10 protein-coding genes are annotated in these 12,401 nt (G+C 67.7%); 4 read left to right on the forward strand and 6 right to left on the reverse strand.

Translation table 11 applies throughout. The features are described from left to right. Positions 1 to 45: 45 nt before the first annotated feature. From ASF30_RS15000 to ASF30_RS15010, 3 genes are all read right to left on the reverse strand, one after another. Complete coding sequence (locus tag ASF30_RS15000; protein WP_082467855.1) at positions 46 to 1,080, reverse strand: ABC transporter permease; 1,035 nt, start codon at positions 1,078 to 1,080, stop codon at positions 46 to 48. Then, positions 1,077 to 2,603, reverse strand: a complete 1,527-nt coding sequence (locus tag ASF30_RS15005) for a sugar ABC transporter ATP-binding protein (RefSeq protein ID WP_082467857.1) — start codon at positions 2,601 to 2,603, stop codon at positions 1,077 to 1,079. The genes ASF30_RS15000 and ASF30_RS15005 overlap by 4 nt, the downstream gene beginning before the upstream one ends. A gap of 148 nt (positions 2,604 to 2,751) precedes the next feature. Then, entirely contained in the window at positions 2,752 to 4,065 is a 1,314-nt protein-coding gene (locus ASF30_RS15010) for an L-fuconate dehydratase (protein ID WP_055908272.1), read from the reverse strand. Positions 4,066 to 4,424: 359 nt separating this feature from the next. On the opposite strand from ASF30_RS15010, the gene ASF30_RS15015 reads away from it, so the two are divergent. After that, complete coding sequence (locus ASF30_RS15015) at positions 4,425 to 6,617, forward strand: glycosyl hydrolase 53 family protein (protein ID WP_235480348.1); 2,193 nt, start codon at positions 4,425 to 4,427, stop codon at positions 6,615 to 6,617. Positions 6,618 to 6,872: 255 nt separating this feature from the next. Beyond that, a complete protein-coding gene (locus ASF30_RS15020; RefSeq protein ID WP_157497436.1) occupies positions 6,873 to 7,385 on the forward strand; it encodes a hypothetical protein in 513 nt (170 codons plus the stop codon). A 7-nt stretch (positions 7,386 to 7,392) separates the two neighbouring features. On the opposite strand, the gene ASF30_RS15025 is transcribed toward ASF30_RS15020, so the two are convergent. Further along, entirely contained in the window at positions 7,393 to 8,184 is a 792-nt protein-coding gene (locus tag ASF30_RS15025; RefSeq protein ID WP_055908278.1) for an alpha/beta fold hydrolase, read from the reverse strand. Positions 8,185 to 8,284: 100 nt separating this feature from the next. Between ASF30_RS15025 and ASF30_RS15030 the strand changes: the two genes are divergently transcribed. Continuing rightward, positions 8,285 to 8,833 (forward strand): GNAT family N-acetyltransferase, encoded by a 549-nt coding sequence (locus ASF30_RS15030; RefSeq protein WP_235480349.1) that lies wholly within the window; start codon positions 8,285 to 8,287, stop codon positions 8,831 to 8,833. A gap of 53 nt (positions 8,834 to 8,886) precedes the next feature. Here ASF30_RS15030 and ASF30_RS15035 read toward each other — a convergent pair whose 3' ends face one another. Both ASF30_RS15035 and ASF30_RS15040 read right to left on the reverse strand, forming a co-directional pair. Then, a complete protein-coding gene (locus ASF30_RS15035) occupies positions 8,887 to 10,389 on the reverse strand; it encodes an HNH endonuclease signature motif containing protein (RefSeq protein WP_055908281.1) in 1,503 nt (500 codons plus the stop codon). Between the two features lie 310 nt (positions 10,390 to 10,699). Then, complete coding sequence (locus ASF30_RS15040; RefSeq protein ID WP_082467859.1) at positions 10,700 to 11,182, reverse strand: PGPGW domain-containing protein; 483 nt, start codon at positions 11,180 to 11,182, stop codon at positions 10,700 to 10,702. A 388-nt stretch (positions 11,183 to 11,570) separates the two neighbouring features. On the opposite strand from ASF30_RS15040, the gene ppk2 reads away from it, so the two are divergent. Beyond that, positions 11,571 to 12,389, forward strand: coding sequence for a polyphosphate kinase 2 (gene ppk2 / locus ASF30_RS15045; protein WP_055908284.1), 819 nt, complete (start codon positions 11,571 to 11,573; stop codon positions 12,387 to 12,389). Positions 12,390 to 12,401 lie beyond the last annotated feature (12 nt).

Consider the following 12,401-nt stretch of genomic DNA (forward strand, 5'->3'; position numbering starts at 1 on the left):
AGTTGTGTCGCTGTGTGTTGCTGATGTCCGGGAGTCCCGGATGTCTCAGTCCTTGCGTCGCCGCAGCATGTCGAGGTAGACGGCGACCAGGATGACGATGCCGACCGCGACCGACTGCCATTCCTGCGGGACTGAGATGATGCGGAGGCCGTTGGTGAGAACGGCCATGATGAGAGCACCGATGACGGTGCCGATGATGGAGCCCTTGCCGCCCTGCAGCGAGGTGCCGCCGATGACGACGGCCGCGATGGCCTCGAGCTCGAGGCCCATGCCGCCCGTCGGCTGCGCCGAGGAGAGCCGCGAGGCGCTGAGCACGCCGGCGATGCCGACGAACAGTCCGGCGAGCGTGTACACGATGATCTTCCAGCGCCGCACGTTGACACCGGAGAGTGCGGTCGCCGCCTCGTTCGATCCGATCGAGAAGGTGTACCGGCCGATGATCGTGCGGGAGAGCAGGATGGCGGCCACCACGATCATCACGATGAAGATGGCCACGCCGAGCGGGAAACGCACCCCCGGGATGATCGACAGGTTCATGATCTGCTGGAACGACGGGGTGTCGTTGAAGTAGATCGGCTTGGTGCCCGAGATCACCAGGGAGAGACCGGCGGCGATGAGCATCATGCCGAGGGTCGCGATGAACGGCGGGATGCCGAGGATCGAGACGTTCACGCCGTTGATCAGCCCGATGATGCCACCGAACACGATGGTGGCGAGCACCCCGGCCCAGAGCGGCCAGCCCCAGTAGGTGAGGAACACGCCGGCCATCACGCCGCAGAGCACCATCGCCGTGCCGATCGAGAGGTCGATGCCGCCCGTGATGATCACGAAGGTGGTGCCGAGGGCGAGGATGCCCGTCACGGTGGCCGCCGTCAGGATCGAGGTCAGGTTGTTCGCCGTGAAGAAGTGCGTGCTGGTGACCGAGAAGAAGATGACGATGACGATGAGGCTGGCGGCGGCGAGAAGCTGCTGCAGCGATCCGCGCAGCCAGGCGAGGCGCGGCTTGCCCGCCTCTATCGCCGCGTAGGCGGAGGTCGACGGTGTCTGCGGCTCGGCTGTCGGTGTCGTGGTGGGGCTCATGCGATCGTTCCTTCGGCGCTGAAGCGGGTGGCGTAGTCCATGACGACCTCGGGCGAGGCGTCGGCGTTGTCGAGCACCGTGGTGAGGTGGCCCTCGGCCATCACGGCGATGCGGTTGGAGAGGCGCAGCACCTCGGGCAGCTCGGACGAGATCATGATGATGGCCTTGCCCTGGTCGGCGAGCTGGCGCAGCAGCACGTAGATCTCCTCCTTGGCGCCGACGTCGATGCCACGCGTCGGTTCGTCGAAGATGAGCACGTCGCAGTCCTTCGCCAGCCACTTGGCGATCACGACCTTCTGCTGGTTGCCGCCGGAGAGGTTGCGCACCAGCTGCGCCGTCGACGGCGTCTTGATGCGCAGCTTCGAGACGTACTCGGCACCGGTCGCCTCGATGCGCTTGTTGTTCACGAAGCCGAGGCCGCCCACGTAGTCGCGCAGCGACGCCAGCACGATGTTCTCGCGCACGCTGCGCTCGAGCAGCACTCCGAGCTGCTTGCGGTCCTCGGAGAGGTAGCCGATGCCGAGGCGGGCGGCATCCGCCGGATTCTGGATGTCGACGGGCGTGCCGCGCATCGTGATGACGCCGCTCTCCCGCCTGTCGGCACCGACGATGGCGCGAGCCACCTCGGTGCGCCCCGCACCCATGAGGCCGGCGAACCCGAGGATCTCACCGGCGTGCACCTCGAAGCTCACGTCGCGCAGCAGGCGCTTGGTCGACAGCCCCTGCACCGAGAGCACCGGAGCGTCGGATGCCGCCACGGCCGACGGCCGCTGCTCCGTGCGCAGTTCGCGGCCCACCATGAGCGAGATGACGTCCTTCTGCTCGGCGGATGCGGTCTCGAGGGTGTCGATGTAGCGGCCGTCGCGCAGCACCGAGATGCGATCGGAGATGCGGGAGAGCTCCTCCATGCGGTGCGAGATGTAGATGACGCCGGTCTCGGGCGACCTGAAGCGGCGGATGAGGTCGAACAGCACGTCGACCTCGGCGTCGTTCAGGGCGGCCGTCGGCTCGTCCATGATGAGCACCTTGGCGTCGAAGGAGAGGGCCTTGGCGATCTCCACCATCTGCTGCCGGGCGACGGTGAGCCGCTCGACGGATTCGGCCGGGTCGAGCGCGAGGCCGAGCCTGTCGAAGAGCTCCTGGGCGCGCCGGTTGAGGGCGCGATCGTCGAGGAAGAGTCCGGCCGAGCGCTGCTCGCGGCCGATGAAGATGTTCTGCGCGACGGTGAGGCCGGGCATCAGGTTGAACTCCTGGTGGATGATGCTGATGCCCTGCTCCTGCGCGTGGCGCGGGCCGTCGATCACCAGTTCCCGGCCGTTCATGCGGAACACGCCGGCGTCGGGACTGTAGATGCCGGCGAGCAGCTTCATGAGCGTGGACTTGCCGGCACCGTTCTCGCCGACGAGGGCGAGCACCTCTCCGTGACGCAGGTCGAGCCTGACATCGTCGAGTGCCTGCACGCCCGGGAAGCCCTTGCTCACGCCCTCGAGTTCGAGCAGCGGTGGGTCGAACTCGTTCAGCACCGAGGGCCTCTCTTCCTTGAGACGGGTCTGCTCGAGTGTACTACTCGTCGGATGTCTGGGGCCGATTCTGCGGCTGATCCGTGATCTGGGGCACAGATCGGGCTTAGAGGTCCGATCTGGAATGACGTGCGCATTTTCGTCGTCGTGTTCATGCCGATGCCGCGCCAGTCGGAACGGGGTGCGCGCCGCGCCAGGTGTAGTCGTCGATCGAGGCCGGCAGCATCTCGGTGCCGGCTCCGGGTGCCGACGGAACCAGGTAGCGCCCGCGCTCCACGATGGTCGGCGTCACGAAGTGCTCGTGCAGGTGATCGACGAACTCGATCATGCGTCCGTCCATCGTGCCCGAGACCGCCACGTAGTCGAACATCGACAGGTGCTGCACGGCCTCGCAGAGCCCGACGCCGCCGGCGTGCGGGCACACCGGAACGCCGAATCTCGCGGCCAGCAGCAGGTTCGCGATGTTCTCGTTCACGCCGCCCACGCGGGTGGCGTCGATCTGCATGACCTGCATGCCCTCGGCCTGCAGCAGCTGCTTGAAGACGATGCGGTTCTGCACGTGCTCGCCCGTCGCCACGCGCACCGGGGCGACACCGCGAGCGATGGCGGCGTGGCCGAGGATGTCATCCGGACTCGTCGGCTCCTCGATCCAGGCGATGTCGAACGCCGCGAGCTCGTTGACCCAGGCGATGGCGTCGGCGACGTCCCAGCGCTGGTTCGAGTCGATGGCGATGGGGAAGTCGGGCCCGACGGCCGCACGCGCGATGCCCAGGCGACGGATGTCGTCCCCGAGGTCGGCGCCCACCTTGAGCTTGATCTGCGGGAAGCCGTCGGCGACGGCCTCGCGGCAGAGCCTGTCGAGCTTCTCGTCGGAGTAGCCGAGCCAGCCGGGCGTCGTCGTGTACGCGGGGTAGCCAGCCTCGACCAGCTGCGCGATGCGCTCCTGGCGCCCCGGCTCGGCGGCCCGCAGGATCTCGAGGGCCTGCTGCGGGGTGAGTGCGTCGCTCAGGTAGCGGAAGTCCACCACCGACACCAGCTCCTCGGGGCTGAGGCTCGAGAGGTGCAGCCAGAGCGGCTGTCCGGCGCGCTTGGCCCGCAGGTCCCAGAGGGCGTTGACGATGGCGCCGATGGCCATGTGCATCACGCCCTTCTCCGGGCCGAGCCAACGCAACTGCGAGTCGTGCATGAGCAGGCGGGATGCCGCCCCCATGTCGGCGAGCAGTTCTTCGACGTCGCGACCGACGATGTGCCCGCGGAGGGCGTCGAGCGCTGCCACCTGCACATCGTTGCCGCGGCCGATCGTGAACACGAAGGCGTGACCCTCGAGGCCGTCCTCGGCGTCGGTGCGGATCGCCACATAGGCGGCCGAGTAGTCGGGGTCGGGGTTCATCGCATCCGAACCGTCGAGTTCGAGGGAGGTGGGGAAGCGGATGTCCCGGGTGTCAACGCTGACGATGGTGCTCATGATGTCCTTTCGAGGGCGATGCCGAGCCTAGACATCTGATGTCTGCACTGTCAAGCACCTCGATTGGCGAGATTCTGCCGCCGGATGCCGCCATCTGGCGAGCAGAGTTCCGATGTTACGGCCGCCTGGGTGCGCTCTAAGCGCGCGAGCGCCCGCCCCATTCACTGAGGCCAGAAGCCTGTGAGCGCTCCGAGTTCCTGAGTGCCCATAGGAGTCGTCATTCGCAAACCACCCCTATTCAGGCGGCAGTTCGTGTGGTAGAACTGGGAGCGCACACAGCCATCACCGCAGCGCCGCGGATCCATCCGCCTCCGAGGAGGTGTCCCGCCCGAGCTGCAGACTCGAGAGGAACATCGATCGTGAGAGAACGAAGCACCTGGAGACGACGGCGCGTCGCGCTGGCCACGCTGGCCGGAGCCCTGGCCGCCGTGATCGCAGTACCTGCTGGAGCGGCATCCGTCGCCATCGCAGCCGGACAGGACGACGGCCCCGTCGAGGCCGGCATCTTCGTCAACAAGGTCGACGGCCTCTCGCCCGACTTCGTGAACGGCGTCGACGTGTCGAGCGTGCTGAGCGAGGAGGCCAGCGGCGTCGTCTACCGCGACGCCGCCGGCAACCCGGCCGACCTCTTCGACGTGCTGCACGACAGCGGCGTCAACACCGTGCGCATCCGCGTGTGGAACGATCCGTACGACGCCGACGGCAACGGCTACGGCGGCGGAACCGTCGATGTTCCCCGCGCCGTGGAGATCGGCGAGCGCGCCACCGCCGCCGGCCTGAAGGTGCTCGTGGACTTCCACTACTCCGACTTCTGGGCCGATCCCGGACGACAGCTGGCCCCGAAGGCCTGGCAGGGTCTGTCACCGGCTGACACGGTTACGGCGCTGCACGACTTCACCGTCGACGCGCTGACGCAGTTCGAGACCGCCGGCGTCGACGTCAGCATGGTGCAGGTGGGCAACGAGACCAACAACGCCATCGCCGGGTACACCCGTCCGGGCACGGCGATCGACCAGCAGTTCGCGGCGCTCCTACAGGCCGGCTCGTCGGCCGTGCGCGAGGTGCTGCCGTCGGCACTCGTCGCCGTGCACTTCACCAACCCCGAGACTCCCGGGCGATACGCCACCTACGCCGCCGGTCTCGCGCAGTTCGGCGTCGACTACGACGTGTTCGCCAGCTCGTACTACCCCTACTGGCACGGCACCCCGGCGAACCTCACCTCCGTGCTCACCCAGATCGCCACCACCTACGGCAAGAAGGTCATGGTGGCCGAGACCTCGTGGGCGCACACCCTCGACGACGGTGACGGATTCAGCAACTCCATCGGCAGCGGAACCATCACCGACGCCTACCCGGGCAGCGTGCAGGGCCAAGCCACCGAGCTGCGCGACGTGATCGCCGCCGTCGCGGCCGTCGGCAGTGCCGGCATCGGCGTCTTCTACTGGGAGCCCGCGTGGATCCCGGTCGGCCCGCCCAGCGCCCTCGACGCCAACAAGGTGCTCTGGGAGCGCGATGGATCCGGCTGGGCCACCAGCGCGGCATCCGGCTACGACCCCGTGAACGTGGGCACCTTCTACGGCGGTTCCTCGTGGGACAACCAGGCCCTCTTCGACTTCGACGGCACTGCGCTCGAGTCGCTGCGTACTTTCGAGTACGTGCGCACCGGAGCGGCCGCACCGCGGGAGATCGTCTCCGTCGAGAAGGTCGCCCTCTCGGTGACGGATGGCGCTCCCATCGCCCTGCCGGCGACGATCACCGTCACCTACAACGACAGCACCACCGAGCACCCCGCCGTCGCCTGGAGCAAGGCCGTGAGGTACATCCGCGGACCGGGCACCTACTCGATCCCAGGTACCACCTCGACCGGCATCAGCGTCACCGCAACAGTGACCGTGCTGGCCGCGAACCTCGTGAAGAACCACAGCTTCGAGGATGCCGACACCAGTGCGTGGACCTTCACCGGCCCCGCCGCCCGCACCCAGACCGCCGACGGATCCGACGGTGACTTCGCCGTCACCTTCTGGAACGGCACCGCCTACACGACTTCGGCGACGCAGAGGATCACGGGAGTGCCGGCCGGCACGTACACGCTGCAGGCCACGACGCAGGGCACGAACAGCCCGGCGACGGACACGCGCACCCTGTCGGCGACGACCTCGGCCGGAAGCTGGAGCGCTCCGCTCTCCTTCACCGCGTGGAACGAGTTCCACACGGCCACCCTGCCCGCTGTCGTCGTCGGTTCCGACGGTGTCGTCACCGTGGCCGCGAACTTCGCGCTCTCGGCCGGAGCCTGGGGAGTCCTCGATGACGTGCGTCTGGTCGCCGTGACCCCTCCGTCGACTGTCGACAAGCGTCCGCTCAAGGCCGTGCTCGCCCTCGCCGCAGCGGTGAAGCCGACGAAGTTCACGCCGGCCTCCATCGCCGGCCTCACGGATGCCGTCGCCATCGGAACCGTCGTCATCACCGCTCCGAAGGCGACCAAGGCCGACGTGGTGAAGGCGTCGCTGCTCGTGACGGCTGCACTGCTCAAGCTGAAGCCCGTGCGGAGGTAGGACGGGAGTCCGATCTGATCGGCACAGAACGCCCCGGCCACCACTTTTGGTGCCGGGGCGTTCTCGACGGTTGTCCACGAGCGACCTCCACCCCAGATCTGGGCACCCGAACGACGCCCGACCGCGAGAACTCAAGCGTCCAGGAGACGCGAGGCGGCCGCGGCCTCCATTGGGGGCCAGCGGATGTCCCCGCTCAGTGTTCAGACTCACTCCAACTCGCTCACGGGGGCGATGACGTTCGAGGAGGAGTTCAGAATGCGCACGACAGAAAGCCGCAGTATCCCCACCACTGAGATCGACGGGGTCGTCCTGCGGACCGTGACGAGTCTCACCGGCACCCATCTCGTGCCCGCCAGCACCGAGGCGCCACATGCCAAGCAAGACTTGGCCGCGCTCGAAGATGCTTTCCTTGCCCGCGTGTCCCACGTCTCGAACATCGATGCGGCCGTCGGTGCCGCGGCAGCGATCACGCGGATCCTCGACCTGTTCCCCGATGCTGCCTTGACCCTCGCCAATGCCCAACTGTGGGACAGCGCCCGGGCGATGCTGAGCTTCGAGATCGCTTTCGCGTGGGGTACGCGGGGACCGGCAATCTTGCATTTCGATGCGACAGTGGTACCTGCGTCCGGCGGGCCGTCAGTGTGCACGGTCCTTCATGTTGAAGTAGGAAGCGGTGCCGACGAGGCGACCGAGTCGGCGGCCACACTCCTGGAGGCCTTCTTCAATCGTCAGCAGGAGAAGTTCCGGCTGTCGATTCGCGCCCGCTGACGTCAGCTCAGCCCTTCCGGAGTCGCTTGCTGATCTCCCGAACAGTTCCCGCAGGATCGACGCTGTGGTCGTGCGACTCGGGCACGATCACGAGTTCGGCCTGCGGGATCGACTCGGCCAACAAGTCGGCCGCCCGGACGAGCATCGGGAAGGTCGGCTCGCCCCGGAAGATCGTGACGGGCTGGCTCACGCGGGCCATCGCATCCGTCGGCGTCGACACCGCAGCCGTCAGCAGCGCGTCGTAGACGACGGACTGAGCCAACGGAACGAGCGACGCGAACATCGGACTCGCCTTGATCTGCTCCACCATCGCCTCGGGCAGGCCGACACCCTCGAGCTGGAACGTCGTCACGGCCTCTTCCGGCTTGCCGTCGTCGACGAGCGCCTGGAGTCGCTCGGGCAGGTCGTCGGCCGGCTCGTCCTCGCCGAAGTGGAACGGCGGCTCCGACAGGAACAGCTGCGTGATCGGCACCCCCTGCCCTGCTGCGAACAGCGCCAGCACGGCTCCGGAGGAATGGCCCAGAACCGACGCTTCACCGACTTCATCTCCGACCGCCGCTATCACCGCGGCGAGATCGTCCGCCTCCCGTTCGGGCGCGTAGGGCGCGGTGTCGCCGCTGTCCCCTCGCGCCCGCCTGTCGATGGTGACGCCCTGGAATCCGGCCTCAGCGAGAGCTGCGGCGAGCGGCCCTCCAGCTTCTGCCGTGGAGAACGCGCCGCCGACGATGACGACGGGCGGCCCCTCCCCGACCTGGTGGAACGCGATGGGTGTGCCGTCCGCTGACGTTGCGTGCTGCATGCCTCCATCAGACCACCGCCCGCCGACACCGGCAAGGGGTGCTTCGCCGCCGTCGAACTACGATCGAACCGTCATCGAGAAGAACGAGGAGGTCGCAGCCATGCCCGACATGCCCGACGTTCCACCCCGCATCCCCGCGATCCATCTGCCCGATGGCGTCACCCTCCCCGCCGGCCTCACGCTACGGCGGCCGACCGCCGATGATCACGCGGCCGTGGTCGGAACGATTCCCGAGTGGTGGGGCCGCCCCGGAACGACTCTCGGGACGCTGCTGCCGCGCCTCTTCTTCCAGCACTTCAGCGACACGAGCTTCCTCGCCGAGGATGATGAGGGCCTCGCCGCGTTCCTGATCGGCTTCAGGTCGTCGGCCCAGCCCGGCGTCGCGTACATCCACTTCGTCGGAGTGCGACCAGACCTGCGTACCGCCGGCCTCGCCCGGGCGCTCTACGAGACCTTCTTCGCCGAGTCGCGCGCTGACGGATGCCACAGGGTGGAGGCCATCACCGGACCGCCCAACCGCACGTCCCAGGCCTTCCACACCCGCATGGGCTTCACCATGAGCGGCGACACCGAGATCGACGGCGTGCCCGTCTGGCGGGACTACGACGGCCCCGGCGAGCACCGGGTGACGTTCAGCCGAGACATCTGAGGCCGAAGGCACCGGCACGGCGGCGTCGGCGGCCGATACGACGGCGACGCCAGTCATGCCGCGACCCCTCCGCCCACATCCGCCCTCACGGGCACGCCACTGTCGCCGCCACCTGGAGAGCCGCATCCGAGCTCCCGACGGAGGGAATTACCTGGCCTCGGCCGTTGATCGACATCGATGTGAGCGGGCGGGATGAACCAGGTGTGACCGTCGACGATTCTGATGACCCACTCCTCCCGATGCAGCAGGTGGTGATGCTGCGAGCACAGGAGCACACCGTTGTCGAGATCCGTCGGTCCGGCGTCGCGATCCCACCAACGAACGTGGTGCGCTTCGGTGAATCCCGGTGGCCGAGAGCAGTTCGGGAAGGCGCAACCACCGTCGCGCTCGGCCAGCGCGAGCTTCTGCGCCCTGGTGAAGAGCCGCTGCGTGCGCCCGAGATCGAGTGGAACGGATGCGCCTCCGAGCACCAGCGGGATGATGCCGGCCGTGGCGGCGATGGAACGCGCGCTCTCCGCAGAGATGGGGGTGTCGATGCCGTCGATGGTGGCCGTGCCGACACTGTCGGGGCTTTGGAGATCGGCGACGTCCATCCGCACGACCAGCGTCTGCGACTCGGAGATGACGGTCTCGCGGCATCCGAGTGCGTGGCGCAGCAGGTCGGTGAGCGCATCAGCCCGCATCTGCGTCATCGAGCGATGCTCGGCGGTGGCGGGATCGTGGCAGGTGCAGGCCTCGGGCGGCATGCCGGCAGAGCAGGAGCACGTCGAGCCGGATCCGAACGCGTCGCGGGCGCGGCGCAGTTCAGTGGAGACGACGGCGTCGATCGCCTGCCTGATCAGGGCTCCGCTGACGGGGTCGAACCGGCCGCGCAGCACGATGGCACCGGATGCATCTTCGATGACGGAACACGACCGGGCGTCGCGGAGCTCGTCTTCCCGAGGTCGGACGCCGTCGGGATCGAGGTACGACTCTTCGCGCTTGACCAGCCGCGCCAACATCTCGATGCTGAACTCGGCCGCATTGGCGACGAGTCGGTTCTCGGCCGCGTCGAGCGCCTCGGCATCGGCCCGTACGGCGACGCGATCGAGCATGCCGGTGATCATCGCCGCGGCGGCCACGCTCAAGATCCCGGCATGCAGGGCCCCGTGGACGTGCGGGTGGCGTGACGGCATCCGTTCACCGGTGAAGCTCTCGCGTTCACGGGTGGCGTCGCCCACCGACACGAGCTTGGCGGCATCGGATCGCGATGTGCCGGCACTCTGCGCCAGCAGAGCCTCGGGGGAACCGAACCCGTGGCGGGCGGCGAGCCCATCGTGCCCGAGTTCCTTCGCCGATCGTCGCCCGATCTCGGCAGCGATAACGGTCTGCAACGCGATCGCGGTGCGCACGACGAAGGACACAGCGTCCATCACGCGCAGGAGCCCGGAATCGCTCATGCTGCCGACCGCGGATTGGGCGTCGCTGCCCGGAATCACGAGCGCCGGAAGCGCTTCGACCCACGCGCGGCGCAGCGCGCTGACGCTGTCGCGGAGGATGCCGAGGTGCTTCTTCATGCCTCCATCATCGCGCGGACAACCGACATTCTCTCGGTTTCATATTCGATTGTGGAGAACTCACGATGGATCCATAGTCGTTGATAAGTTCGAGTCCAGTCACCGTGCCGGATCGACGGATGCGGTCGGCCCGAGCATCCGAATCCGGCATCCGCCCGTCTGCCCACATCATCACAACCGCTGGAGGCACCGAACACGACAATCCGCACGCGATACCGCACGCCCGCCGCCCCGCACTCTACATCGGACGCCCGACGCCCTCGCGATAACGGTCCCCGCCACCACCACTCAGCGACGGAGCACCCTCGCACTATTCGGCGCGCGCTGCCTTGCGCCGGTCCCGCAGGTCCTTCACGACGAGCACGGCCTCCTTGGCGGCCGCATTGGCCTTGGTGCTCACCCGCTTCGCGCTGTCGAACTCCGTCGACAGGATGCCGAGCCCACCGAGTGCGACCAGAGCTCCGGGTCCCGGTAACGGGATGAGCGCGACGCCGAGAGCGACGGTGCCACCTCCGACGACTCCGACACCCGTGCGGTAGACCGTGTTGGCGGTCGGGTTGCTGCGGATCACCTCGCGGGTGCCGTGTGCGGCGCCGCGCGCGGCGCGCCCGAAGATGACGCCCACGCGCTTGACGGTCGCCCGGCGGGACCCCTGATCGGCATGGGCGCCCTGCCCCTCCGAACTCGGTGCGGCACCGGCTGCGGTTTCAGCTTCAGGCCCAGCGTCGTCACCCGCTCCGGCCCCAGTTGCCTGCTCGACGACGATCACTTCGCCCACCTTGAGATCACTCATGACGCCAGCATATGAGCGGATGCCGCAAATGGGCAGGGGCAGTTCGTCGACTCAGGACGATCCGATCACCGTCCTCGAGTCGCTCCTGGACACCGCAGTGTCCCAGCGGGTCGACGGGTCAGCAAGTCGGCGGGCCACCGGGTCAGCGGTTCGACCGCGCGTGTCGGAGCCCGCACGTCCGAGTCGCCCCAGAAGGCTAGCCACCGGTCCTCCGCCCGGCAAGGCCCTCTCCCGATCGCCGAAACAGGAGTTTGCTGTACCAACGCGCCGATCCTTGCCGTTGCGCAGAGGGCCGACAGCGCACCCACGCCCTGCGCCCGCACACGCACACGCACACGCACACGCACACACACACACATGAACCCGCACGCACCAACAGAGGAGCCCCATGTCCGACAAGAAGCACTCGAAGAAGAAGTCCAAGCGCCTCGACAAGAAGGCCTACGAGAAGGAGCTGACCCGGCTGCAGATCGAACTCGTCAACATGCAGCAATGGGTCACGGCATCCGGCGCCCGAGTCCTGGTGATCTTCGAAGGACGTGACGCGGCCGGCAAGGGTGGCGCCATCAAGCGCGTGAGGCAGTACCTCAACCCCCGCACCGCACGCGTCGTCGCGCTGCCGCAGCCGAGCGAGCGCGAGAAGGGGCAGTGGTACTTCCAGCGCTACATCGAACGGCTGCCCACGAAGGGCGAGATCGTGCTGATGGATCGCTCCTGGTACAACCGCGCCGGCGTCGAGCGGGTCATGGGCTACTGCACCGACGAGGAGTACGAGCGTTTCCTGGTGCAGGTTCCGACTGTCGAACGGATGCTGGTCGAAGACGGCATCATCCTGCTGAAGTACTGGTACTCCGTCTCGGATACCGAGCAGGAGAAGAGGTTCCGCTCCCGCCTGAACGACCCGATGCGCCGCTGGAAGCTCTCCGACACCGACCTGCTCTCGATCACCAAATGGGAGGACTACTCCAAGGCCAAGGATGCGATGTTCGATGTCACCGACACCGATGACGCCCCCTGGTGGTCGATCGACAGCGACGACAAGCGCGCCGCCCGCATCAACACCATCAGCCACCTGCTCAGCCAGGTCCCGTACGACACCATCGACCCCGACGAGGTGCATTTCCCCGATCGCCCAGCTGCCGCCGAAACGGCTCGCCCGCCGATCGACAAGCACAGGTTCGTGCCCGATCACGCGGCGACGCTCTAGGGCTGGGACGCT

The sequence above is a fragment of the Leifsonia sp. Leaf264 genome (genome assembly GCF_001422325.1).
Taxonomy (GTDB): Bacteria; Actinomycetota; Actinomycetes; order Actinomycetales; family Microbacteriaceae; genus Orlajensenia.